The following is a 23810-nucleotide window of genomic DNA, read 5'->3' as shown; positions in this document are numbered from 1 at the left end:
TGCGGCTTCATGCCTGAGGACATAGTATCCGGCGACGGGAAAGTTCCCGTCGACATCGATATATCGGTCGAAGCGGGCAACTGGCCCGATGAGGCAAGCCTGACGCGGCTGGTCGACCGCGCTGTCACGGCTGCTTTTGCCGAAACCGGCGTGGCGGGCCGTTCCGAACTCAGCCTCGTTTTTTCCAACGATGCCCATATCCGTACCCTCAACGCCGGCTGGCGCGGCAAGGACAAACCGACCAACGTCTTGTCTTTCCCGGCTTTTCCGTTGGCGCAAGGCGGCCCGCTGCCGCCGATGCTCGGCGATATCGTGCTGGCCGCCGAGACGGTCGCGCGTGAAGCGGCACTGGAAGACAAGCCTGTCGAGAACCATATCACCCATCTCGTCATCCACGGCCTGCTGCACTTGCTGGGCTACGATCACGAGACCGACACTGAGGCCGAGGCGATGGAGGCCATCGAACGCGCAGCGCTCGCAAGGCTTGCCATTCCCGATCCCTACGCGTAACTACATCTGACAATTGACCGGACGACGATGAACGACAAACCAGATACTGCCGCCCGCCCCGACGCCGGCAGTGCGACCAAGGCTTCCGATACGTCGGAAGAGGGATCAAGTCCGAGTCCCGTTACCCCTGGTGCTGCCAGCACTGGCAGCGTTGCCAGCGAAACATCGCCTGCCGGTCCCTCCCTGTTCGACCGCGTTCTGGGCCTGTTTCGGCAACGCAACGGAACCAGCCTGCGTGAGGAAATTGCCGGCGCGCTTGCCGAGACGACGAGCGATGCCGAATCCTTCTCGCCCGGCGAACGCGCCATGCTCAACAACATCCTGCGGCTGCGCGAGGTGCGCGTCGAGGACGTCATGGTGCCGCGCGCCGACATCCAGGGGGTCGAGATAACGACGACGCTCGGCGATCTCCTGGGCACTTTCGAACAATCCGGCCATTCGCGCATGCCGGTCTATTCCGAGACGCTCGATGATCCGCGCGGCATGGTCCATATTCGTGACGTGCTGGCCCACATCACCAAGATCGCGCGGGTCAAGAAGGGCCGCACGACCAGGAAGACCCCCGCCGCCACGGTTCTCGATCTCGCCCAGGTCGACCTCGCACGCACCATTGGCGACCTCAATCTGATCCGCCCGGTGCTGTTCGTGCCGCCGTCCATGCTTGCCTCCGACCTGATGGGCCGCATGCAGACGACGCGCACGCAGATGGCGTTGGTCATCGATGAATATGGCGGCACCGACGGCCTCGCCTCGCTGGAGGACATCGTCGAAATGGTGGTCGGCGACATCGAGGACGAGCATGACGAAGACGAGCCGATGATCACCCAGAGCGGTGACGGCGTGTTCATCGTCGACGGCAAGGCCGAGATCGACGACGTTGCCAAGATGATCGGCGAGGATTTCGCCGCCGGCGAACATGGCGAATATGTCGACACAATCGGCGGCATGATCTTCAACACGCTTGGCCGCGTTCCGGCCCGCGGCGAGGTGGTGCAGGCGATACCCGGCTTCGAGTTCCACGTGCTCGACGCCGATCCGCGCCGCGTCAAGCGCGTGCGCATCGTGCAGAGCCAGAAGGGCGAGCGCCGCCGGCGCGCAGCACGCACCGAACAGGCTTAAGCATGATGCCGAAAGGTTGCAGACTTTTCGGATAGATATCATGCGGCAAAACAAGGGTCCAAGCGCTCACCGATGACGGTCGAAGACCCTTTCAAGCACTCTACCCTGGGGTCCGGTGTGTTCTACAAGGATCCATGGGCCGCGCTGGACTGGCTTGAAGCAGCCTTTGGCTTCGTGCGCAGCATGGTGGTCCGCGATGCCGAGGGCAGACTTGTTCACGCCGAGATGCGGTTCGGCGACAGCTACATCATCGTCGATTCCGAATGGACCGATTATGTCGCCAGCCCGGCTTCGGTCTCGGGCAGGAACACGCAATCGGTCTATGTCAGGCTGAAGGATAGCATCGACGCACATTGCGACCAGGCTCGGGCCGCCGGCGCCGATATAATCCAGGAGCCGACGGATCAGTTCTACGGTGAACGCCAGTATCGGGCGCGCGATCCCGAGGGCCATGTCTGGACCTTTACGCAGACCATCCGTTCGGTTCCGCGCGAGGAGGCCGAGCGGCTGGGCGGTGTTCAAATCGACGGCTGGCACCGGTAGGGCGGTGGCCGGGGCTTGCGTCACGGCCGGCCATCCGGCGTTTGGAGCGCGGACCGCGGCCTGTTAAATCTTGCGTCCTGATTCGCGCGACTCGGAAGTATGCATGGAGCGCCTGGCCGGCCGGATAATTCTGCTTTGGGGTTGGCGGCGCGCGCTCGTGGCGTTTCTCGCAGGCGCCCTGGCGGTGCTTGGGCAGGCGCCCTACGATTTCTTCGCCGCCTGTTTCATCTCGTTTCCGCTGCTGGTCTGGCTGCTCGATGGCGCCACCGGTGTAGCCTCCGGCAGCCTGTTCCGGCGCCTGCGGGCGGCCTTCGCCGTCGGCTGGTGGTTCGGCTTCGGCTATTTCCTTGCCGGCCTCTGGTGGATCGGCTCGGCGCTGCTGGTCGAAGCCGACAGCTTTGCCTGGGCGCTTCCCTTCGCGGTGGTCGGCATTCCCTTCATGCTCGCCTTTTTCTACGGCTTTGCGGCAATCGTTGCCCGGCTGCTGTGGAGCAACGACATTGGCCGCATCGCCGCCCTTGCCTTCGGCTTCGGGCTGATGGAGTGGCTGCGCGGCTTCCTGTTCACCGGTTTTCCCTGGAATGCCGTCGGCTACGCGGCCATGCCCGTGCCCTTGCTGATGCAGAGCGTCTCGGTGACCGGGATGATCGGCATGAACGCGCTCGCTGTGTTCGTTTTCGCGCTGCCGGCGCTGCTGGCCGCGCGCCGGCATCTTCGCCTCGGCGCGGCGCTGTTTGTCGTGCTTGCCGCTGCCCATGTCGGCTTCGGCTATGTCAGGCTTGCCGCTCCCGAAAAACCGGCGGCGCGCAGCCTGGACGTCCGCATCGTGCAGCCGGCCGTGGACCTGTCGGAAAAATGGGACGCCTCGGTGCGCGACCGCATCTTCGCCACCCTGATGGGGCTGTCGGCCAAGGCGCCGGACCCTGGCCATGAAAGGCCGCAACTGATCCTGTGGCCCGAAACCTCGGTGCCGTTCCTCTTCACCGAGCGTCCGGACGCATTGACGGCGCTGGGCGACATGCTCGGACCCGGCCAGATGCTGATCGCCGGCGTCGTTCGGGAGGAAGGCGGCTCGGCCGCGAATGCTGACAGCCGTTATTACAACTCCGTGGTGGCGATCGACGACAAGGGCGAAATCGCCGACGCCGTCGACAAGGTTCACTTGGTGCCGTTCGGCGAATACCTGCCTTTCTCCGACCTGCTCGAGCGTTTCGGCATCGAGCAGCTGGTTGCCGGGCCGATGAATTTTGCGGCCGGCAACGAGCGGCACGCCATCACCTTGCCTGGCGGCATCCGCGCACTGCCATTTATCTGCTATGAGGTGATCTTTCCGGATCTGGTGGCAGTTGACGCAACGTCAGCACAGCTTATTGTGAACGTTACCAATGATGCGTGGTTCGGCGACACGCCGGGTCCGTATCAGCATTTCAGGCAGGCCCAGATCCGTGCGGTGGAGAATGGATTGCCATTGCTGCGTGCTGCCAACAACGGCATCTCGGCCGTCGTTGATCCGCGCGGCCGCATCGTCGATGCGCTGGCGATCGACGCCCGCGGCGCCATCGATGCCCATGTCCCGATTTCCGAACAGACGGTCATATCTCCCGGCCAACGGCGCATTAACGGAATGCTGATCATGTTGCTGTTTGCCATCGCCGCGGCATTGTTGAACGTAAGGCAAAGGCTACGGGTGAATTGACAGCCCACACATTAGAAACTCATACTGTAAGCGCCTGAAATTTCTCGAAGCCGGTTGATCATTCTGTTTGGGGCAGTTGCCTCCGGCTTCGTTTGGGCAGGAAAAAAATAGAGAAAGCCGAAAAAATTCGGCGAGGAAAAAATGACAGAAGACAACAAGAAGAAACCGAATCCGATCGATATCCATGTTGGCAGTCGCATCCGGCTTCGCCGCAACATGCTGGGAATGAGCCAGGAAAAGCTGGGGGAAAACCTCGGCATCACATTTCAACAGATTCAGAAATATGAAAAGGGCACCAACCGCGTCGGCGCCAGCCGCCTGCAGGCGATCGCGTCCATACTCGGCGTGCCTGTCGCCTTCTTTTTCGAGGATGCGCCCGGCCAGGAGCCCGTGGCGGGCCGTGGATTTGCCGAGGATGCGTCGATGGCTTTCGCCGTCGAATTCTGCGGCAGCCCCGAAGGTCTTCAGCTCAACCGGGCCTTTGTCAAGATCGCCGACGCCAAGGTGCGCCGCAGGATCATAGACCTGGTCAAGTCCCTCTCCACGGACGATCCCGACTGATCCGCAGTCACGCCAGGACCGGCGGCGTCTTGCCGCCGGTGGCACAAGATAAACGCATCGACATTCATGCCAGAACCGAAGCATCGCTTGACGAGCGGCGCTTCGCCCCGCTAACACGTGGCGCGCCAAAATCGGCAACCTGCCGATCGTTTTTCAAGAGGGGACACCCGTGACGCGGCAGAACTACTTCTTTACCTCGGAATCCGTTGCCGAGGGCCATCCCGACAAAGTCTGTGACCGGATCTCCGACGAGATCGTCGATCTGGTCTATCGCGAAGCCAAGAAGACCGGCATGGATCCGTGGAAAGTCCGCGTCGCCTGCGAGACGCTGGCCACCACCAACCGTGTCGTCATCGCCGGCGAGGTGCGTGTTCCCGACACGCTGCTCAAGCGGGACAAGGCTGGCAATATTCTCAAGGATGCCGCCGGGCATTCGGTCGTCAACCCGGCCAAGTTCAAGTCGGTCGCCCGCAAGGCGATCCGCGAAATCGGCTATGAGCAGGCCGGCTTCCACTGGAAAACGGCGAAGATCGAGGTCTTGCTGCACGGCCAGTCGCCTGACATCGGCCAGGGCGTCGACAACGCCTCCGACCGTCAGGGCGAAGAGGGTGCTGGCGACCAGGGCATCATGTTCGGCTACGCCTGCCGCGAGACGCCGGATCTGATGCCGGCGCCGATCTACTACAGCCACAAGATCCTCGAACTGCTGGCTGCCGCCCGTCACGAAGGCAGCGGTGAAGCCGGCAAGCTCGGCCCGGACGCCAAGAGCCAGGTCACTGTTCGCTATGTCGACGGCAAGGCCGCCGAGGCGACGCAGATCGTGCTGTCCACGCAGCATCTCGATGCGAGCTGGGATTCGAAGAAGGTCCGCAAGGTTGTCGAACCCTATATCCGCGAGGCGCTGGGCGACCTCAAGATCGCCGACAACTGCATGTGGTACATCAATCCGACCGGCAAGTTCGTCATCGGCGGACCGGACGGTGACGCCGGCCTGACCGGCCGCAAGATCATCGTCGACACCTACGGCGGTGCCGCACCGCATGGCGGCGGCGCCTTCTCCGGCAAGGACACCACCAAGGTCGATCGTTCGGCGGCCTATGCGGCGCGCTATCTGGCCAAGAACGTCGTGGCGGCGAAACTCGCCGACCGCTGCACCATCCAGCTTTCCTACGCCATCGGCGTTGCCCAGCCGCTGTCGGTCTATGTCGACCTGCACGGGACCGGCAAGGTCGACGAGGCAAAGCTCGAGGAGGCGCTGCGCACCGTGATGGATCTGTCGCCATCCGGTATCCGCCGCCATCTCGATCTCAACAAGCCGATCTACGCCAAGACGTCGTCCTACGGCCATTTCGGCCGCAAGGCCGGCCGCGACGGGTCTTTCTCCTGGGAAAAGACCGATCTCGCCAAGGCGCTCAAGGATGCGGTCGCCGCCTGACAGCGGCGCCGCAGAGTCCCGCCATGGACCCGAAGGACAGACCAAGCCGCGCGACCGAAGCCTTCTTCGGTCGCCGGCGCGGCAAGACCATGCGTCCGCAGCAGGCGGCCGCACTGGAAAGCGGTTTCGGGACATATCGGCTCAATCTGACGGCTGAACCGCCGGCCGATCTGCACACTCTGTTTGAAGCCGATGTCAGCGCGGTTCGCCTCGAGATCGGCTTCGGCGGCGGCGAACATCTCCTGCATCGCGCGACCGAGGCGCCTTCGATCGGCTTTATCGGCGTCGAGCCCTTCGTCAACGGCATGGCCAAGATGATGATGGCGGTGCGCGAGAAGCCGCTCGCCAATCTGCGGGTCTATGACGACGACGCCACCCGGCTGCTCGACTGGCTGCCGCAAGCCTCGCTCGACGGCATCGATCTGCTCTATCCCGATCCCTGGCCGAAGAAGAAACACTGGAAGCGGCGCTTCGTTAGCCCGGTCAATCTCGAGCGATTCGCGCGTGTGCTGAGGCCGGGTTCAAGATTCCGCTTTGCGTCCGACATCGACACCTATGTCAACTGGACCCTTCTGCATTGCCGTGCGCATGGCGCATTCGCGTGGCGGGCTTCGGAGGCGGCGGACTGGCACCGGCCCTATGATGGCTGGCCGGGGACGCGTTACGAGGCGAAGGCCATTCGGGAGGGACGGCGGCCGGCCTATCTTACCTTCGTCAGGATCTAAGCGCGCTCTCCGGGCACAATGGCGAACATGGTCCGCCCCGCCCGATTTTCAGAAACGGCCGATCCTGTTGAATATAGCCGGGTCCATGCCGAGCCTGCGCAGATCGTCCGCACGCGGCTTGCGCCCGGCTTCCACGGCCCGCGAGGCGGCGACCGCGCTGCCGAATGTCGTGAAGAGTTCGCCTATGGCGGATAATATCTTACGGTTGGTCATGGTCATGCCCTTTCGGTGCTGTGTCGTGCAATCATCTTTGTGCGATGCAACATAAATGGGGACGCAACGGCAAAGCTTACAGGGGTTTCGCCGCATGTAGGCCATGCGTCTGGCGCAACACTGGCGCCGCACGGCTTTGCCCGGCCCGCATAGCGGGCTTGAAACACCGGCCATGTTGGTTTATATCAGCCTCAAATTCTTGGTCGGTATGACGAAGAGTGGGTCCACCCGGTCCCGCTCTTTTTTATTACCTGCCGATAAGTTCGGATAGAGCGACAGGGCTTCAATGACTGCAACGGCAAACGAGGGCGACGATCGCATCATCCGCGAAAGCGGCATCGATGCGCGCATCGCGCTGATCGTCCAGCCGGTTCTGCGCGGCATCGGCTTCCGTCTCGTGCGGGTGCATCTGTCGGGCCAGAACGGGCTGACGCTGCAGATCATGGCCGAGCGCGAGGACGGCACCATGACCGTCGAGGATTGCGAAGAGGTCAGCCGCGCGGTGTCGCCGGCGCTCGACGTCGATGATCCGATCGAAAAGGCCTATCACCTCGAAGTCTCGTCGCCCGGCATCGACCGGCCGCTGGTCCGCAAATCGGACTTCACGACCTGGACGGGTCATCTGGTCAAGATGGAGACATCGATCGTCGTTGCCGACCGCAAGCGGTTCAAGGGCAAGATCGTCGAGGCCGGCGAAGACGATGTGCTGATCGAGCGCGAAAAGGCCGCCTATGGCGAGGAGCCGACGGTGCGGGTCCCCTATGACGCGATTGCCGAAACGCGCCTGATCCTGACCGACGATCTCATCCGCGACGCCCTGTCGAAGGACAACAGGGCGCGCAAGGAAGCCAAAAGAAACCGCGGCGAACCGGACGATGACGTGCCCGAGGGTGCGGAAGCAGACGCCACGGAAGAACACGAACAGGAACTATGATTGAGCTGCCGGGCGCAATGGTCCGGCAAACAGGCTCGGGAGAAAAACGATGGTTGTAAGCGCCAACAGACTTGAACTGCTGCAGATCGCCGACGCGGTCGCGCGTGAAAAGTCGATCGACAAGTCGATCGTCATCGCCGCCATGGCCGATGCGATCCAGAAGGCGGCGCGCTCGCGTTATGGCCAGGAGACCAACATCCGCGCCGACATCAACCCGAACACCGGCGAGATGAAGCTGCAGCGGCTGATGGAAGTGGTCGAGAAGGTCGATGACTACGCCACGCAGATCGCCATTTCCTCGGCTCGCGAGCGCAATCCCGACGCCCAGCTCGGCGATTTCATCGCCGAACAGCTGCCGCCGATGGATTTCGGCCGCATCGCCGCCCAGTCGGCCAAGCAGGTCATCGTGCAGAAGGTGCGCGAGGCCGAGCGTGATCGTCAGTATGACGAATACAAGGACCGCATCGGCGAAATCGTCAACGGCACCGTCAAGCGCGTCGAATACGGCAACGTCATCGTCGATCTCGGCCGTGGCGAAGCGATCATCCGTCGCGACGAACTGATCCCGCGCGAAAACTACAAATATGGCGACCGCGTCCGCGCCTACGTCTACGACGTGCGCCGTGAGCAGCGCGGCCCGCAGATCTTCCTGTCGCGAACCCATCCGCAGTTCATGGCCAAACTGTTCACCATGGAAGTGCCGGAAATCTATGACGGCATCATCGAGATCAAGGCGGTCGCCCGCGACCCGGGTTCGCGCGCCAAGATCGCCGTCATCTCGCGCGATAGCTCGATCGATCCTGTCGGCGCCTGCGTTGGTATGCGCGGCAGCCGCGTCCAGGCCGTCGTCGGCGAATTGCAGGGCGAGAAGATCGACATCATTCCGTGGTCGCCTTCGGCCGCGTCCTTCATCGTCAATGCGCTGCAGCCGGCGGAAGTCGCCAAGGTCGTGCTCGACGAGGATGCCGAACGCATCGAAGTCGTGGTTCCCGACGACCAGCTGTCGCTGGCCATCGGCCGCCGCGGCCAGAACGTGCGGCTTGCTTCGCAGCTGACCGGCTGGGATATCGACATCCTGACCGAGGCCGAAGAATCCGAGCGCCGCCAGAAGGAATTCGTCGAGCGTTCGTCGCTGTTCATGGAAGCCCTCGACGTCGACGAGATGGTCGGCCAGGTGCTTGCCTCCGAAGGCTTCACCAGTGTCGAGGAAGTCGCTTATGTCGATTCCGGCGAGATCGCCTCGATCGACGGTTTCGACGAAGACACCGCTTCGGAAATCCAGACCCGCGCCCGCGAATATCTCGAGAAGATCGAGGCCGAGCACGACGACAAGCGCAAGGCGCTCGGCGTCTCGGACGAATTGCGCGAAATCCCCGGCATCACCACCGCCATGATGGTGACGCTCGGCGAAGACGGCGTGAAGACGATCGAGGACTTTGCCGGCTATGCCGCCGACGACCTCACCGGCTGGAAGGAACGCAAGGACGGCGAGACCAAGGTATTCCCCGGCGTGCTTGCCAATCACGGCGTCGCGCGTGCCGATGCCGAGCAGATGGTTCTGGCTGCCCGCCTCAAGGCCGGCTGGATCACCGAAGACGAGCTTGCGGCCGAAGAAGTCTCGGCTGACGAAGCCGTTGGTGCGTGAGGTGAAACCGCATCGCACCGAACCCGCCCCTGGACGAGATGAACGATCGCACCTGCATCGTTACGCGCAAACAAGCCGAACCGGATGAACTGATCCGTTTCGTCGTCGGCCCGGATTCGTCCGTCGTTCCCGACATCAAGAGAAATCTGCCCGGCCGCGGTTGCTGGGTGAGCGCCGACCGCCTACATATCGACAAGGCTGCGGCGAAGAACCTCTTTGCCCGCGCCTTCAAGGCACAGGTGGTCGTGCCGCCCGATCTCGGCGGCATGGTCGACGGGCTGCTTTCCAGACACGCTCTGGGCATGCTTGGTCTTGCCCGCAAGGCAGGCGCAATTTCGCTTGGTGCTACCAAGGTCGAGAGCGCGGTGCGCGGCGGATTGGCGCTTTTCGTGCTGCATGCGACGGAGGCGTCCGACGACGGCGTGCGCAAGATCAGCCAGGCGCGACGGGCGACAGTCCATCTCGGCGGGCCCGCTATCCTTGCCTACAAACTTTTCTCCGAGGCCGAGTTGAGCTTGGCATTGGGGGGTACAAATGTGATACATGCTGCCGTTCTCGCGGGAGACGCGGGCAGGGCGGTCCAGAAGCGCATGGTTGCGCTCGACCGGTATCGGGGCGGTTCCCCGGACGATCTGGCAATGCTTGCGGCTGTTGCTGACGAAGATGATGCCGCAGAGGATATGGAATGAGCGATACGAAATCGGGTGACGACAATACGCTGAGTGTGACGCCGAAGAAGACCTTGACGCTGAAGCGCCCCGGTATGGAACAGGGCACTGTGCGCCAGAACTTCTCGCACGGCCGCACCAAGCAGGTCGTCGTCGAAACCAAGAAGCGCAAGTTCTCGATGCCTGGCGACAAGCCGGAGCCGGTTGCCGCCCCCGTCTTCACACCGAAGCCGGCGGTTGTGGCCGCGCCCGTTGTGCAGGAAGCGCCGAAGGCACCGCCACCGCCACCGCCCCCACCAGCACCGGTCGAACGCGGCGGCATGGTGCTGAACGAACTGTCGCGCAGTGAAATGGAAGCGCGCCGCAGGGCGCTTGAAGGCTCCAAGGTGCGCGAGGTCGAGGACCGTCAGCGCGCCGCCGAGGACGCTAAGCGCCGTGCCGAGGACGAAGAGCGCCGCAAGCGCGAACGCGATGAATCCGCACGCCGCCAGGCCGAGGAAGAAGGCGCGGCTGCTGACCGAGGCCGAGTCCCGCCGTCGGGCCGAGGAAGAGGCCCGTCGCCGCGCGCCATTGGCTGCCGAACTGGCAACAGTCGATGACGAGGAAGTGGCCAAGCCGAAGCGGACTGGTGCCGGTGTGCCGGTGCGCCGTCCGGTCACGCCCGAAGTGGCGCGTCCGGCTAAGCCGACCAAGAGCGAGGAAGACCGCCGCCGTGGCAAGCTGACGCTGAATTCGGCATTGTCCGACGAAGACGCGCGGGCTCGTTCGCTGTCGTCGATGCGTCGCCGCCAGGAAAAATTCAAGCGCGCGATGCATAATGAGCCGCGCGAGAAAGTCATGCGCGAAGTGATCCTGCCAGAGACCATCACCATCCAGGAACTGGCGCAACGCATGTCCGAGCGCGCGGTCGACCTGGTCAAGTTCTTCATGAAGCAGGGTCAGATCCTGAAGCCGGGCGACGTCATCGACGCCGATACGGCAGAACTGGTCGCCACCGAATTCGGCCACACGGTCCGCCGCGTCGCCGAGTCCGACATCGAGGAAGGCCTGTTCAACATCGCCGACAATGCCGAGGACCTGGTGACGCGTCCGCCTGTCGTGACGATCATGGGCCACGTCGATCACGGCAAGACCTCGCTGCTCGACGCCATCCGCAACGCCAATGTCGTCTCCGGCGAAGCCGGCGGCATCACCCAGCATATCGGTGCCTACCAGGTCGAGAAGAATGGTCACAAGATCACCTTCATCGACACGCCCGGCCACGCCGCCTTCACGGCGATGCGTGCTCGTGGCGCCCAGGCGACCGACATTGCCATCCTGGTTGTGGCGGCCGACGACAGCGTCATGCCGCAGACGATCGAATCGATCAGCCATGCCAAGGCGGCCGGCGTTCCGATCATCGTGGCGATCAACAAGATCGACAAGCATGATGCCGATCCGCAGAAGGTGCGCTCGGAACTGCTGCGCCACGAGGTCTTCGTCGAATCCATGGGCGGTGAAGTTCTGGACGTCGAAGTGTCGGCGACCAAGGGCACCAACCTCGACAAGCTGCTCGAGGCGATCCTGCTGCAGGCCGAAATTCTCGACCTGAAGGCCAATCCGGATCGTACCGCCGAGGGTGTCGTCATCGAAGCCCAGCTCGACAAGGGCCGTGGTCCCGTTGCCACCGTGCTGGTGCAGACCGGCACGCTGATGCCGGGCGACATCCTTGTTGCCGGCAACGAATGGGGCCGGGTGCGCGCGCTGGTCAACGATCGTGGCACGCAGATCAAGGAAGCGCCGCCGGCGATGCCGGTCGAAGTGCTTGGTCTGCAGGGCACGCCGCAGGCCGGCGACCGCTTCGCCGTGGTCAACAACGAGGCCCGTGCCCGCGAGATCACCGAATATCGCCAGCGTCTGGCGCGCGAGAAGGCGGTTGCCAAGCATGCCGGCCAGCGCGGTTCGCTCGAGCAGATGATGTCGCAGTTGCAGACGAGCGGGTTGAAGGAATTCCCGCTGGTCATCAAGGGCGACGTGCAAGGCTCGATCGAAGCGATCAACGCTGCGCTCGACAAGCTCGGCACCGACGAAGTGCGTGCACGCATCGTCCATGCCGGCGCCGGCGCCATCACCGAAAGCGACGTGTCGCTGGCGGAGACCTCGGGTGCCGCGATCATCGGCTTCAACGTCCGCGCCAACGTCCAGGCGCGTGCCGCCGCGGTGGCCGCGGGCATTGAGATCCGCTACTACTCGATCATCTACAACCTTGTGGATGACGTGAAGGCGGCTCTGTCGGGCCTGCTGTCGCCGGAGCGTCGCGAGACCTTCATCGGCAATGCGCAGATCCTCGAAATCTTCGACATCACCAAGGTCGGCAAGATCGCCGGCTGCCGTGTCACCGAAGGCAAGGTCGAGCGCGGTGCTGGCGTGCGCCTGATCCGCGACAACGTCGTCATCCACGAAGGCACGCTGAAGACGCTGAAGCGCTTCAAGGACGAAGTTTCGGAAGTCCCCGGCGGCCAGGAATGCGGCATGGCCTTCCAGAACTACGAGGACATGCGCGTCGGCGACGTCATCGAGTGCTTCCGCGTCGAGATGGTGACCCGGACGCTCTGAGTTCGAGTGACTTGTCCATACCGGGCGGTGGTCGAAAGACCGCCGCCCAAACCATATGAGACATGCGGCACGGTCCCATCCCGCGCCTCACGCTTTCAGGATTGAGAAAAATGCCCCGTCCAACCACATCCAGCCCATCCCAGCGCATGCTGCGCGTCGCCGAACAGGTGCGCCATGCGCTGTCCGAAACCCTGCAGCGCGGCGAGATCATCGATCCGCTGATCGAAAACACCGTGGTGTCGGTCTCGGAAGTGCGCATGTCGCCCGACCTCAAGGTCGCCACGGCTTTCGTCTCGCCACTCGGCGCCAAGGATACCGATGCGGTGGTCGAGGCGCTGAACAAGCATGCGAAGTTCGTGCGCGGCCGTGTCTCCGGCGCGCTGCGGCAGATGAAGTTCATGCCGGAGTTCCGCTTCAAGCTCGACACTTCATTCGACAATTTCGCCAGGATCAACGACCTGTTGAAGTCGCCCGAAGTGGCGCGCGATCTGGGTCCTGAGGATCTGGACAAAGACGACAACAAGGACACCGAATAGTGGCGCGCCGCGGCAAGAAGAAGGGCCGGCCGATCTCGGGCTGGCTGATACTGGACAAGCCGGTCGGCATGGGCTCGACCGAAGCCGTCTCCAAGATCAAATGGCTGTTCCAGGCGGAAAAGGCCGGCCATGCCGGCACACTCGATCCGCTGGCTTCCGGCATGCTGCCGATCGCGCTTGGCGAGGCCACCAAGACCGTGCCTTACGTGCAGGACGGCGCCAAGATCTATCGCTTCACCGTTGCTTGGGGACAGGAGCGCTCCACCGATGATCTTGAAGGCCCGGTGACGAAGGAGGCCGACCTGCGTCCATCGGAAGCCGAGGTCAAGGCGCTGCTGCCGAAATACACCGGCGTCATCATGCAGACGCCGCCGCAATTCTCGGCCATCAAGATCGCGGGCGAGCGCGCCTATGATCTGGCCCGCGACGGCGCGACAGTCGACATACCCCCGCGCGAGATCGAGATCGGCCGTCTGGACGTTGTCGAGCATAGCGCCGACCATACCGTTTTCGAGGTCGAATGCGGCAAGGGCACGTATGTGCGCTCGCTGGCCCGCGACATGGGCCGCGACATGGGCTGCTTCGGCCATATCAGCGAATTGCGCCGGGTCGAGGTCGAGCCGTTCACGGCGGAGGATTTCGTCACCATCGCCGAACTGGAAGCCGCCCGTTTCGGTGTGCAGGATGAAGACAACTCGGACGCGGCGGACATCGCTGACGCGACGGACATCGCTGACGCGACGGAAGCCGCTGACGCGGTGGAGACGCCAATTGACTTCGGCGCCATCGATGCGCTTCTGGTCGATACATCGGCTGCCCTCGATTGCCTGCCGCAGATCGCCATCAGCGACGACGCGGCGACCAAGATCCGCCTTGGCAACCCGGTCATCATCCGCGGCCGCGATGCACCGGTGGAAGCCGAGGAAGCCTGCGCCACGGCGCGCGGCAAGCTGGTCGCCATCGGCGCCATCGAGCAAGGCATGTTCAAGCCCAAACGGGTCTTTGCCGGCTGACTCCTGTCGTCTAATGTCGAGCCGGGACTCGCGTGAGGGGCATATGGCAAAGGCTGAGGCGATCAAGAAGCGGGCGCCCGTGAAAACAAGGCGGCCGCCGGTCGGTGCGTCGCCCGGCACGCTGATCGCCGACCCCTCGGCGCGGCGCAGCGAACTCAGGCTGACACTGATCTCGCCGCAGAAATTCAAAACCATCGAAAATGCCAGCATCGACGACCTCAACACCCATTGCGACAAATGGCCGGTCCTCTGGCTCGACTGCACCGGCCTCGCCAACATCCAGCTGATCGAGGAGATCGGCCGCATTTTCAGCTTGCATCCGCTGGCGCTGGAGGACGTCGTCAACACCGGCCAGCGGCCGAAGGTCGATTTCTTCGAGGACCATGCCTTCGTCGTCGTCAGGATGATCGACGATGTCACGTCGCACCGCTACGAGCAGATCGCCGTCTTCTTCGGCAACAATTTCGTCGTCACCTTCCAGGAGCGGGAAGGCGATCCGTTCGATCCGGTGCGCAAGCGCATCGAAAGTTCGGCGCCCAACCGGTTGCGCGCGCGCGGCGCCGACTACCTCGCCTATGCGCTGATCGACGCTGTCGTCGACAGTTACTTCCCGCCGATCGAGGCGGCCGGCGACATTGTCGACAGCATCGAGGACGAGATGCTGCATTCGCCGCACAAGCACCAGATGCGGCAGCTGCATGAATTGCGGCGCGATGCCAATGTGCTGAAGGGCGTGCTGTGGCCGATGCGCGATGCGCTGGCGACGCTGATCCGCAACGACGTGCCCTATGTGAAGGCCGAGACCAAGATATTTCTCAACGACACGCTCGACCATTCGCTCAGGCTGATCGAACTGGTCGAAACCCAGCGCGACATGCTGACCGGCCTGATCGAGATGCATCTTTCGCTGAGCCAGGCGCGCACCAACGACGTCATCAGCTATCTCACCATCGTCTCGGTCATCTTCATGCCGCTGACCTTCCTGGTCGGTGTGTGGGGCATGAATTTCGATCCGGAGTCTTCGCCCTGGAACATGCCGGAACTGAAGTCCCATTACGGCTATCCCCTATCGCTGCTGTTCATGGCCATTGTCGCGTTCGGGTTGATCGCCTTCTTCAAATGGAAGAAATGGCTCTGACAAGGATAAACCAGGCCATTTCGACCTGAAAAGCCGGCTTGTGAATTGGGCTGGTGTTTTCCGGGGAATTGCACTATATGCGCCGCAGCATAGCGCTAAGACGCTTTGCTTGCACCGGCCCCTGCTGGACGACATCCCGGCTGAGGGCGACCCGTTTCCTCAAACAGATAAGGAAAAACACGATGTCGATTACTGCCGAGCGCAAACAGGAATTGATGGGTGAATTCGCAACCGCCAAGGGCGACACCGGGTCTCCGGAAGTCCAGGTGGCCATCCTTTCCGAGCGCATCAAGAACCTGACCGACCACTTCAAGGACCACAAGAAGGACAACCATTCCCGCCGTGGTCTGCTCGCCCTCGTCTCCCAGCGCCGCAGCCTGCTTGATTATCTCAAGCGCAAGGACGACGCGCGCTACCAGACGTTGATCGAGAAGCTCGGTCTGCGCCGTTGACGAATTGACCGGCGGGCTTTCTTCGGAGAGCCCGCCGGTCGCGCATTCTGCCAGTCGTATCGGCTGGCCAGACCCGGTTTCGATCGTGCAGAGGGCACTCGAAACCGCCCATGGACGGTCATGGGGCAGGATTGCAGGACGCTCGCGCGCGCTCGCCGCGCCGAAATTACCCGAGCTTCCCGTTGTCTTGCCCGTGGCTGCCCGAGAAAGGAAGCCAGGGAAAGGGCATCCGTGCACCGTGAAACGGCGCGGCCCTTTCCTCATATTAAGGACAAGAAATGTTCAATCACCACAAAGTGGAAATCGAATGGGGCGGCCGTCCGCTCATCCTCGAAACCGGCAAGATCGCACGTCAGGCTGACGGCGCGGTGCTCGCCACCTACGGCGAGACCAAGGTCCTCGCCACCGTCGTTTCGATGAAGGAGCCGAAGCCCGGCCTCGATTTCTTCCCGCTGACCGTCAACTACCAGGAAAAGACCTACGCCGCCGGCAAGATCCCGGGTGGCTATTTCAAGCGTGAAGGCCGTCCGAGCGAAAAGGAAACGCTGGTTTCCCGCCTGATCGACCGCCCGATCCGCCCGCTCTTCGCCGCGGGCTACAAGAACGACACCCAGATCGTCGTCACCGTCGTCCAGCACGATCTCGAGAACGATCCGGACATCCTGTCGATCGTCGCCACCTCGGCTGCCCTGACGCTCTCGGGCGTGCCCTTCATGGGTCCCATCGGCGGCGCCCGCGTCGGTTACATCAACGGCGAATACGTGCTCAACCCGCATGTCGATGAGATGCAGGAATCCAAGCTCGACCTCGTCGTCGCCGGCACCACCGACGCCGTGCTGATGGTTGAGTCCGAGGCCAAGGAATTGGGCGAAGAGCTGATGCTCGGCGCCGTCATGTTCGGTCACAAGGGCTTCCAGCCGGTCATCGACGCCATCATCAAGCTGGCCGAAGTTGCAGCCAAGGAGCCGCGCGACTTCACCGCGCCGGATTATTCCGCGCTTGAAGCAGAGATGCTGAAGATCGTCGGCGACGAGCTCAGCGCTGCCTACAAGAACGTCGACAAGCAGAAGCGCTACGCCGCCGTCGACGCCGTCAAGGCGAAGGTCAAGGCCGCGTTCGCCCCGGCTGAAGGCGAAGACGCCAAGTACACCTCCGAGCAGATCGGCACCGTGTTCAAGGAACTCCAGGCCAAGGTCGTGCGCTGGAACATCCTCGACACCGGCTCGCGCATCGATGGTCGCGACCTGAGCACGGTCCGCAAGATCGTCTCGGAAGTCGGCGTCCTGCCGCGCACCCACGGTTCGGCACTGTTCACCCGCGGCGAGACCCAGGCGCTGGTCGTTGCCACGCTCGGCACCGGCGAGGACGAGCAGTATGTCGATTCGCTGACCGGCATGTACAAGGAGAAGTTCCTCCTTCACTACAACTTCCCTCCCTATTCCGTCGGTGAGACCGGCCGCATGGGTTCGCCGGGCCGCCGCGAAATCGGCCATGGCAAGCTCGCCTGGCGCGCTATCCGCCCGATGCTGCCGACCTCCGACCAGTTCCCCTACACGCTGCGCGTCGTTTCGGAGATCACCGAGTCCAATGGTTCGTCGTCGATGGCGACCGTCTGCGGCACCTCGCTGGCGCTGATGGATGCCGGCGTGCCGCTGGCCAAACCCGTTGCCGGTATCGCCATGGGCCTGATCAAGGAAGGCGAGCGCTTCGCCGTGCTCTCCGACATTCTTGGTGACGAGGATCATCTCGGCGACATGGACTTCAAGGTCGCCGGCACCGAAGGTGGCATCACCTCGCTGCAGATGGACATCAAGATCGATGGCATCACCGAGGAGATCATGAAGATCGCGCTTGGCCAGGCCAAGGACGGCCGTCTGCATATCCTCGGCGAGATGGCACATGCCCTGACCGGCGCGCGTTCGGAGCTCGGTGAGTTCGCACCGCGCATCGAAGTGATGCACATCCCGACCGACAAGATCCGTGACGTCATCGGATCAGGCGGCAAGGTCATCCGCGAGATCGTCGAGAAGACCGGCGCCAAGATCAACATCGAGGATGACGGCACGGTCAAGATCGCTTCGTCCAACGCCAAGGAGATCGAGGCGGCGAAGAAGTGGATCCACACCATCGTCGCCGAGCCGGAAGTCGGCGAGATTTACGAAGGCACGGTCGTCAAGACCGCCGACTTCGGCGCTTTCGTCAACTTCTTCGGCCCGCGTGACGGCCTCGTCCACATCTCGCAGCTTGCCAACGACCGGGTCGCCAAGACCTCGGACGTGGTCAAGGAAGGCGACAAGGTCTGGGTCAAGCTGATGGGCTTCGACGAGCGCGGCAAGGTCCGCCTGTCGATGAAGGTCGTCGACCAGGCCACCGGCAAGGAGCTCGCCCGCGACAAGAAGACCGAAGGCGAAGAAAACGCCGCCTGATCGGTCTGAGATCATGAATCGAAACGGGCGCGGCTTAGGTCGCGCCCGTTTTCATTTTCAGCCCGGGTTTCATTTTCAGCCCGGGTCTTCATTCTCAGATTGCCAAGACAGACCTCATTTCGAGACCGAACGATGTCCGCCGAGCCGCTGAAGACGCTTTTTCATCCCTTTGAGGCCGAGACTGTTCCTCTGCCGGGAAACGGCAATCGCGTGCTGTTTCTCGGCACCGAACCGGGTTTTCGCCTGCCTGAAGGCTTCGAAGCCGCGCTTCATCTCGTACAAGGCTTCCGGCCGCATTTTAGCGCGCTGCAGGCGTCTGGCTTCGTCGTCACCGCGCAAGTGGAAGGCGATGGCTTCGATATGGCACTTGTGCTTGCCGGCCGGCATCGCGGCCTGAACGAAGTGCGCATCGCGCAGGCGCTTGAACGCGTCGCGCCGGGCGGCCTGGTGGTCGTTGCCGGCGGCAAGGACGATGGCATTGCCAGCCTGCGCAAGCGCGTTGACGAACTAGTGCCGCTTGAAGGCCATCTGCCGAAATATCACGGCATCGCCTTCTGGTTGCGCCGTCCCGCCGATCTGGCCGCCGCGGAAGAATTACGCGCCGCCAATCCCGCTCTGCTGGTTGAAAACCGGTTCCACACCGCGCCCGGCATGTTTTCCTTCGACCGGATCGATACCGGCTCGAAATTGCTGGTCGAGAACCTGCCGAATGATTTGCGTGGCAACATTGCCGATTTCTGCGCCGGCTGGGGCTATGTGGCTGCCGAGATCGCCGCCCGCTCCCCCGGCATTCTGGCGCTCGACCTCTATGAAGCCGATTTCGCCTCGCTCGAAGCCGCAAAGCTCAATCTGGCGGGGGTTAGCCAGTCGATCACCAGGAATTTCTTCTGGGTCGATCTGCTGAAGGAACCGGTCGAGAAACGCTACGACGCGATCGCCATGAACCCGCCCTTTCATCGCAGCCGGGCGGCCGAGCCGGAGATCGGCGCCGGCATGGTCCGCGCGGCGGCCAAGGCCTTGAAGCCAGGTGGGCGGCTGTTCATGGTCGCCAACCGTCAGCTTCCCTATGAGCCGATCCTGGCGGCCGCCTTTTCGAGCCATGCCGAACTTGCCCGTGACGGCATGTTCAAGGTGCTTTCCGCTCGTCGTTGAAGCATGATCCCGAAAAGTGGATACCGGTTTTCGGAAAAGATCATGCTCAGACGAAAACAGCCATCGCGTCGCGTTCAATGCAGATTGGCGACGCGTCGGACTTCGTCGGTGACATGCGCGTCGCCGACTCTGAGCTTGAGAGGGGCCGGCCTGCCGAACAGGTAGCCCTGCACCACTTCGCAGCCGGCTGCCCTGAGCAGCGTCGCCTGGCTTTCGGTCTCGACGCCTTCGGCAATGATGCTGACGCCGAGCGCGCGCGACAGCCCGACGATGGTCGAGACGACCGCGCCGGAACTGGAATCGGTATCGAGGCGGCTGACGAAGGACCGGTCGATCTTCAGCTTGCCGAACGAGAAGTCGATCAGGTAGCTCAAATTGGAATAGCCGGTGCCGAAATCGTCGACGGCGACCGAGATGCCCATATCCGCAAGCTGCTTCAGGATGGCGGCGGCGCGGTCTCGGTCCTGCATCATCGCCGTCTCGGTCACTTCCAGCTCCAGCCGCGACGGCTTGATGCCGGTGGCCGTCATGGTGTCGCGCACGGTGCCGACGAAGTCCTTGGTCATGAACTGGACGGGCGAGATGTTGACGGCGACGAAGCAGTCGTCGGGCAAATGCCGGGCGTCGCTGCAGGCTTTGCGCAGCACCCATTCGCCGATCGGGCCGATCATGCCGGTTTCCTCGGCGATCGGAATGAACTCCATCGGTGGGATCATGCCGCGTTCCGGATGCCGCCAGCGGATCAGCGCTTCGTAGCCGACGATGCGGCCGGTCGGCAGATCGAGCTGCGGCTGGTAGTGAAGATCGAAGTCACCGCGCTCGAAGGCTGTATTCAGTTCGGATTCGATCCATTGGCGATGGTCGGCGACCCTGCCCATTTCGGCATGGAAGACCGACCAGTTGCCGACGCCGCTGGCGCGCGCGTTCTGCAGCGCCAGATTGGAGCGGCGCAGGAGGAGGACGGGATCGACGCCGTCCTTTGGCATCGCCACGATGCCCACCGACAGGCTGACCGATTGCTGGTGCGTGCCGAGTTCATAGGGCTCCATCATCTCGTCGATGAGCCTCTCAATGGTGCTTTCCAATGACCCTGAAACCTGGTTGTCAGGGAGCAGAATCGCGAATTCACCGGCACCGATGCGTCCGATCAGCGCGCGCTGCGGCACGCAAGTCTTCAATCGCTTGGTGAAGGCGCGGATCAACTCGTCGCCCTGGCTGTAGCCGATGGCGTCATTGATCTGCTTGAAACGGTCGATGTCGATATCGATGAGGAACATCGGCTCGCCGGTCCGGCTTGTCGCGCATGCCGCCTCGGCAATCTTGCCGACCATCGCCGGGCGCGCCACCAGACCGGTCAGCTTGTCGAAATGGGTTTCCGTGAAGACGAAATCCGCCGATTCATCGACGCCGGCAAAGAAGGACATTGCGGCGACCGACGCCGCTAGTGCGCAAAGAGCGGCCATCACTGCGACCATCATGTCCGCGGAGATGCCGGCAAAGCCATCGCCGAGACCGAGCTTCAGGCCCCAGAGTCCGAGGACAAAACTGCCGAGGCCCGAACTCGCTATGGTGAGCAGTCGGAACACCGGTGTTCGCTTCGGGTTACTGACGGCGGACATTGAAAGATCCCCAGAGTACGGGGCTTTCTAGCGGATATCTCCTTAAAATGAGTTTCCGCGAATGCATCTAATTTTATTGGACCGAAAGTATTTCTCGAGCTGGTTAAAGCCCGTCCCGTCGAACTGGGTTCAGTCGGGGCATTTTAAGCTTTTGTTTTATGAATGTCGTTGTCCCAAAACCGCTGCGCACTTTTGGGCGACATGCATTAGTCTCGTCCGCCGTCGGTCTGCTTCAATTCATCGAGCGTCGGCATGGAAACGATGTGATAGCCGGAATCGACATAGTGGATTTCGCCGGTAACGCCGGAAGACAGGTCGGACAGCAGATAAAGCGCGGAGCCGCCGACCTCGTCGATGGTCACCGTGCGGCGCAGCGGCGAGTTGCGCTGCTGGTAGGAGAACATGTGGCGGGCGTCGGAAATGCCGGCGCCGGCGAGCGTACGCACCGGTCCAGCCGATATGCCATTCACCCTGATGCCGCGCGGACCGTAGTCGTTGGCGAGGTAGCGCACACTGGCCTCCAGTCCGGCCTTGGCGACGCCCATGACATTGTAGTTCGGCATGACGCGGACCGATCCTGCATAGGTCAGCGTGATCATCGACCCGCCGTCCTGCATCAAGGCAGCGGCATGGCGGGCGATCTCGGTGAAGGAGTAGCAGGAGATCACCATGGTGCGGACGAAATTGTCCCGGCTGGTGTCGGCGTAGAGGCCCTTCAGCTCGTTCTTGTCGGAAAAGCCGATGGCATGGACGACGAAATCCAACCCGCCCCATTCCTTGCCCAGGGTCTCGAACGTGGCGGCGACTGAAGCGCTGTCCTCGACATCGCACGGCACGACCAGCGCGGCGCCGAGTTTGTCGGCCAGCGGCTTGACTCGCCGCCCGAAGGCATCGCCCTGATAGGTGAAGGCGAGTTCCGCCCCATGTTCGGATAATTTCCGGGCGATTCCCCAGGCGATCGAATGATCGTTGGCGACACCCATGACAAGCCCGCGCTTGCCCTTCATCAATCCGTCCATGGCCGGCAAATCCTTATGCGGAATAGCGCTGGAAAACGAGCGTGGCGTTGGTGCCACCGAAGCCGAACGAATTTGACAAGACAGTGTCGATCCTGGCGTCGTCGATGCGTTTTCGCACGATCGGCATGCCCTCGAATTCGGGGTCGAGGGTCTCGATATGGGCGCTTTCGCCGATGAAACCGCCTTGCATCATCAGGATCGAGTAGATGGATTCCTGCACGCCAGCCGCGCCCAGCGAATGGCCGGTCAGCGATTTCGTCGAGGTGATGTACGGCATCTCTGAGCCGAACACCTCGCGGATAGCACCCATTTCCTTGGAATCCCCCACCGGCGTCGACGTGCCATGGGTGTTGATGTAGTCGACCGGCGTGGAAACCGTGGCCAGCGCCTGGCGCATGCAGCGGACCGCGCCTTCGCCTGAAGGGGCAACCATGTCGTGGCCGTCGGAGGTCGCGCCATAGCCGACGATCTCGGCATAGATCTTGGCGCCGCGCGCCTTGGCATGCTCCAGCTCTTCCAGCACCAGCACTCCGGCGCCGCCGGCGATGACGAAGCCGTCGCGATTGGCATCATACGCGCGCGAAGCGGTCGACGCCTTGTCATTGAATTTCGACGACATGGCGCCCATCGCGTCGAACAGGTCCGACATCGTCCAGTCGAGATCCTCGTGGCCGCCGGCAAAGACCATGTCCTGCTTGCCCCACTGGATCAATTCGTAGCCGTTGCCGATGCAATGCGCCGAGGTCGAGCAGGCCGACGAGATCGAGTAGTTGACGCCGTGGATCTTGAACCAGGTGGCAAGCGTTGCCGATGCGGTCGACGACATCGCCTTCGGCACCGCGAACGGACCGATGCGCTTGGGACTGCCGTTCTTCAGCGTGATTTCGGCCGCTTCGACGATGGTGCGGGTGGATGGTCCGCCCGATCCCATGACGATGCCGGTGCGCTCATTGGTGATGTCGCTCTCGCCGAGGCCCGCATCCGCGATCGCCTGATCCATGGCGACGTGGTTCCAGGCCGCACCTTGGCTCAGGAAGCGCATCGCACGGCGATCGATCATGGCCGATGGATCGAGCGTCGGCGCTCCCCACACCTGGCAACGGAAGCCGTGTTCGGCGAAGGAATCGGAGAAGCTGATGCCGGATCTGGCGTCATGCAGCGAGGCTTGCACCTCGTTGGCATTGTTGCCGATCGACGACACGATGCCGAGGCCTGTGACTACGACACGTCTCATTCGCAACTCCTTCCAGGGATGCTGGCCAGCGGGGCCGGCCAGGGATGCCGGTCAGCCGACCGCCGACTGCTTGGACAGACCGACTTTCAAATCCGTTGCCGCGTATATGGGTTCGCCATCCGCCTTCAGCCAGCCATCGGCGATGCCGAGCACCAGCCGGCCTCGCATCACGCGCTTGAAGTCGATCCCATACTCGACCTTCTTCACCGAGGGCGTCACCATGCCCTTGAATTTCACTTCACCGGTCGACAGCGCCATCCCCTTGCCGGGTTCGCCGAGCCAGCCAAGATAGAACCCCGTCAATTGCCACATGGCGTCGAGGCCGAGGCACCCCGGCATGATCGGATTGCCGATAAAATGGCAGGCAAAGAACCACAGGTCCGGCTTGATGTCGAACTCAGCGCGGATGAAACCCTTCTCAAAGGCGCCGCCCGTTTCGCTGATCTCGGTGATGCGGTCGAACATCAGCATGGGCGGGTAGGGAAGCTGGGCATTGCCCGGTCCGAACAGTTCGCCGCGGGCGCAGGCCAGCAATTCATCGTACTCGTAGCTGGATTTACCCGCCATCAATCTCATC

General features: G+C 62.7%; 21 protein-coding genes and 1 pseudogene. 17 read left to right on the top strand and 5 right to left on the bottom strand.

Annotated elements, in window-relative coordinates; translation table 11 throughout:
• Positions 1 to 9 precede the first annotated feature (9 nt).
• The 7 genes from ybeY to trmB all read left to right on the top strand — a co-directional run bounded on the left by ybeY (position 10) and on the right by trmB (position 6589).
• Positions 10 to 510 (top strand): rRNA maturation RNase YbeY, encoded by a 501-nt coding sequence (ybeY, locus tag HB777_25360; GenBank protein ID QND66913.1) that lies wholly within the window; start codon positions 10 to 12, stop codon positions 508 to 510.
• Between the two features lie 27 nt (positions 511 to 537).
• On the top strand, positions 538 to 1629 hold the full coding sequence (locus HB777_25355; GenBank protein QND66912.1) for an HlyC/CorC family transporter: 1092 nt from the start codon (positions 538 to 540) through the stop codon (positions 1627 to 1629).
• Between the two features lie 72 nt (positions 1630 to 1701).
• Positions 1702 to 2172 (top strand): glyoxalase, encoded by a 471-nt coding sequence (locus tag HB777_25350; GenBank protein ID QND66911.1) that lies wholly within the window; start codon positions 1702 to 1704, stop codon positions 2170 to 2172.
• Positions 2173 to 2275: 103 nt separating this feature from the next.
• A complete protein-coding gene (lnt, locus tag HB777_25345) occupies positions 2276 to 3868 on the top strand; it encodes an apolipoprotein N-acyltransferase (GenBank protein ID QND66910.1) in 1593 nt (530 codons plus the stop codon).
• A gap of 141 nt (positions 3869 to 4009) precedes the next feature.
• Positions 4010 to 4429: a helix-turn-helix transcriptional regulator gene (locus HB777_25340; protein ID QND66909.1), complete on the top strand. Its 420-nt coding sequence runs from the start codon at positions 4010 to 4012 to the stop codon at positions 4427 to 4429.
• Between the two features lie 169 nt (positions 4430 to 4598).
• On the top strand, positions 4599 to 5864 hold the full coding sequence (locus HB777_25335; GenBank protein QND66908.1) for a methionine adenosyltransferase: 1266 nt from the start codon (positions 4599 to 4601) through the stop codon (positions 5862 to 5864).
• 23 nt (positions 5865 to 5887) lie between these two features.
• Positions 5888 to 6589: a tRNA (guanosine(46)-N7)-methyltransferase TrmB gene (trmB, locus tag HB777_25330; GenBank protein ID QND66907.1), complete on the top strand. Its 702-nt coding sequence runs from the start codon at positions 5888 to 5890 to the stop codon at positions 6587 to 6589.
• Positions 6590 to 6637: 48 nt separating this feature from the next.
• On the opposite strand, the gene HB777_25325 is transcribed toward trmB, so the two are convergent.
• Complete coding sequence (locus HB777_25325) at positions 6638 to 6802, bottom strand: hypothetical protein (GenBank protein ID QND66906.1); 165 nt, start codon at positions 6800 to 6802, stop codon at positions 6638 to 6640.
• Between the two features lie 286 nt (positions 6803 to 7088).
• On the opposite strand from HB777_25325, the gene rimP reads away from it, so the two are divergent.
• The 10 genes and pseudogenes from rimP (at position 7089) to HB777_25275 (ending at position 19361) form a co-directional block, all read left to right on the top strand.
• Complete coding sequence (rimP, locus tag HB777_25320; GenBank protein QND66905.1) at positions 7089 to 7736, top strand: ribosome maturation factor RimP; 648 nt, start codon at positions 7089 to 7091, stop codon at positions 7734 to 7736.
• 49 nt (positions 7737 to 7785) lie between these two features.
• Positions 7786 to 9381 carry a transcription termination/antitermination protein NusA gene (gene nusA / locus HB777_25315; protein QND66904.1) on the top strand — a complete coding sequence of 532 codons (1596 nt, stop codon included), beginning with the start codon at positions 7786 to 7788 and terminating at the stop codon, positions 9379 to 9381.
• 29 nt (positions 9382 to 9410) lie between these two features.
• The gene (locus HB777_25310; GenBank protein ID QND68905.1) at positions 9411 to 10070 is read left to right on the top strand and encodes an RNA-binding protein; all 660 of its coding nucleotides are present in this window, start codon (positions 9411 to 9413) and stop codon (positions 10068 to 10070) included.
• Positions 10067 to 12644: pseudogene (infB, locus tag HB777_25305) on the top strand (translation initiation factor IF-2). The gene HB777_25310 and the pseudogene infB overlap by 4 nt, the downstream one beginning before the upstream one ends.
• A 110-nt stretch (positions 12645 to 12754) precedes the next feature.
• Positions 12755 to 13180, top strand: coding sequence for a 30S ribosome-binding factor RbfA (rbfA, locus tag HB777_25300; GenBank protein QND66903.1), 426 nt, complete (start codon positions 12755 to 12757; stop codon positions 13178 to 13180).
• The gene (gene truB / locus HB777_25295; GenBank protein ID QND66902.1) at positions 13180 to 14193 is read left to right on the top strand and encodes a tRNA pseudouridine(55) synthase TruB; all 1014 of its coding nucleotides are present in this window, start codon (positions 13180 to 13182) and stop codon (positions 14191 to 14193) included. The genes rbfA and truB overlap by 1 nt, the downstream gene beginning before the upstream one ends.
• Before the next feature lie 43 nt (positions 14194 to 14236).
• Positions 14237 to 15331, top strand: a complete 1095-nt coding sequence (gene corA, locus HB777_25290; protein QND66901.1) for a magnesium/cobalt transporter CorA — start codon at positions 14237 to 14239, stop codon at positions 15329 to 15331.
• A 182-nt stretch (positions 15332 to 15513) separates the two neighbouring features.
• Positions 15514 to 15783, top strand: coding sequence for a 30S ribosomal protein S15 (gene rpsO / locus HB777_25285; GenBank protein QND66900.1), 270 nt, complete (start codon positions 15514 to 15516; stop codon positions 15781 to 15783).
• Positions 15784 to 16061: 278 nt separating this feature from the next.
• Positions 16062 to 18209, top strand: a complete 2148-nt coding sequence (gene pnp / locus HB777_25280) for a polyribonucleotide nucleotidyltransferase (GenBank protein ID QND66899.1) — start codon at positions 16062 to 16064, stop codon at positions 18207 to 18209.
• 132 nt (positions 18210 to 18341) lie between these two features.
• Positions 18342 to 19361 carry a class I SAM-dependent methyltransferase gene (locus HB777_25275; protein QND66898.1) on the top strand — a complete coding sequence of 340 codons (1020 nt, stop codon included), beginning with the start codon at positions 18342 to 18344 and terminating at the stop codon, positions 19359 to 19361.
• A gap of 74 nt (positions 19362 to 19435) precedes the next feature.
• On the opposite strand, the gene HB777_25270 is transcribed toward HB777_25275, so the two are convergent.
• From HB777_25270 to fabA, 4 genes are all read right to left on the bottom strand, one after another.
• The gene (locus tag HB777_25270) at positions 19436 to 20980 is read right to left on the bottom strand and encodes a bifunctional diguanylate cyclase/phosphodiesterase (protein ID QND66897.1); all 1545 of its coding nucleotides are present in this window, start codon (positions 20978 to 20980) and stop codon (positions 19436 to 19438) included.
• 206 nt (positions 20981 to 21186) lie between these two features.
• Positions 21187 to 21999 carry an enoyl-ACP reductase FabI gene (fabI, locus tag HB777_25265; protein ID QND66896.1) on the bottom strand — a complete coding sequence of 271 codons (813 nt, stop codon included), beginning with the start codon at positions 21997 to 21999 and terminating at the stop codon, positions 21187 to 21189.
• Between the two features lie 13 nt (positions 22000 to 22012).
• On the bottom strand, positions 22013 to 23233 hold the full coding sequence (fabB, locus tag HB777_25260) for a beta-ketoacyl-ACP synthase I (protein QND66895.1): 1221 nt from the start codon (positions 23231 to 23233) through the stop codon (positions 22013 to 22015).
• A gap of 51 nt (positions 23234 to 23284) precedes the next feature.
• Positions 23285 to 23800 carry a 3-hydroxyacyl-[acyl-carrier-protein] dehydratase FabA gene (gene fabA, locus HB777_25255; GenBank protein QND66894.1) on the bottom strand — a complete coding sequence of 172 codons (516 nt, stop codon included), beginning with the start codon at positions 23798 to 23800 and terminating at the stop codon, positions 23285 to 23287.
• Positions 23801 to 23810 lie beyond the last annotated feature (10 nt).

This window comes from Mesorhizobium loti, from assembly GCA_014189435.1.
Lineage (GTDB): Bacteria > Pseudomonadota > Alphaproteobacteria > Rhizobiales > Rhizobiaceae > Mesorhizobium > Mesorhizobium loti_G.
Note: the sequence above shows the minus strand (reverse complement) of the source record. Positions and strands in the feature narration are given on the sequence as shown.